The sequence below is a fragment of the Vibrio sp. 2132-1 genome, from assembly GCF_033344315.1.
This window is the reverse complement of record NZ_JAWPON010000354.1, coordinates 1-691: the sequence shown is the minus strand read 5'-3', so window position 1 is coordinate 691 and position 691 is coordinate 1. Positions and strand designations below refer to the sequence as shown.

Annotated in this window: 1 pseudogene; it reads left to right on the top strand. The window is 47.6% G+C overall.

Annotated elements, in window-relative coordinates:
- Positions 1–691, top strand: a pseudogene (gene glmU / locus R8N47_RS25380) (bifunctional UDP-N-acetylglucosamine diphosphorylase/glucosamine-1-phosphate N-acetyltransferase GlmU); the annotation flags it as partial.

Below are 691 nucleotides of genomic sequence, written 5' to 3'. Positions count from 1 at the left end.
CAAGCGGATCAGCTTGGTACTGGCCACGCGGTGGATCAGGCTTCTCCACGTTTCGAAGACGATGAAAAGATCCTAGTTCTTTATGGTGATGTCCCACTAATTTCTCCTGAAACCATTGAAAACCTGCTTGATGCACAACCAACAGGTGGCATCGCGTTACTTACTGTAATGCTCGATAACCCGACCGGTTACGGACGTATCATTCGTAAAAATGGTCCAGTGGTTGCTATCGTTGAGCAAAAAGACGCAAGCGAAGAACAAAAGCAAATTAAAGAGATCAACACTGGCGTAATGGTTGCGACTGGTGGTGATCTGAAGCGTTGGTTGTCTGGCTTAAACAACAACAATGCTCAAGGTGAGTACTACCTAACAGACGTTATTGCTGCTGCGCACGACGAAGGGCGTGCCGTTGAAGCCGTTCACCCAGTGAATGCCATTGAAGTAGAAGGTGTTAATGATCGCGCTCAACTTGCTCGTCTAGAGCGCGCGTTCCAATCGATGCAAGCACAAAAACTACTTGAACAAGGTGTAATGCTACGTGACCCTGCGCGTTTTGACTTACGCGGTGAGCTTCAGTGCGGTATGGATTGTGAAATCGATGCCAATGTGATCATCGAAGGTAACGTATCGCTGGGTGATAACGTCATTATCGGCACTGGTTGTGTGCTGAAAGACTGTGAAATCGACGATA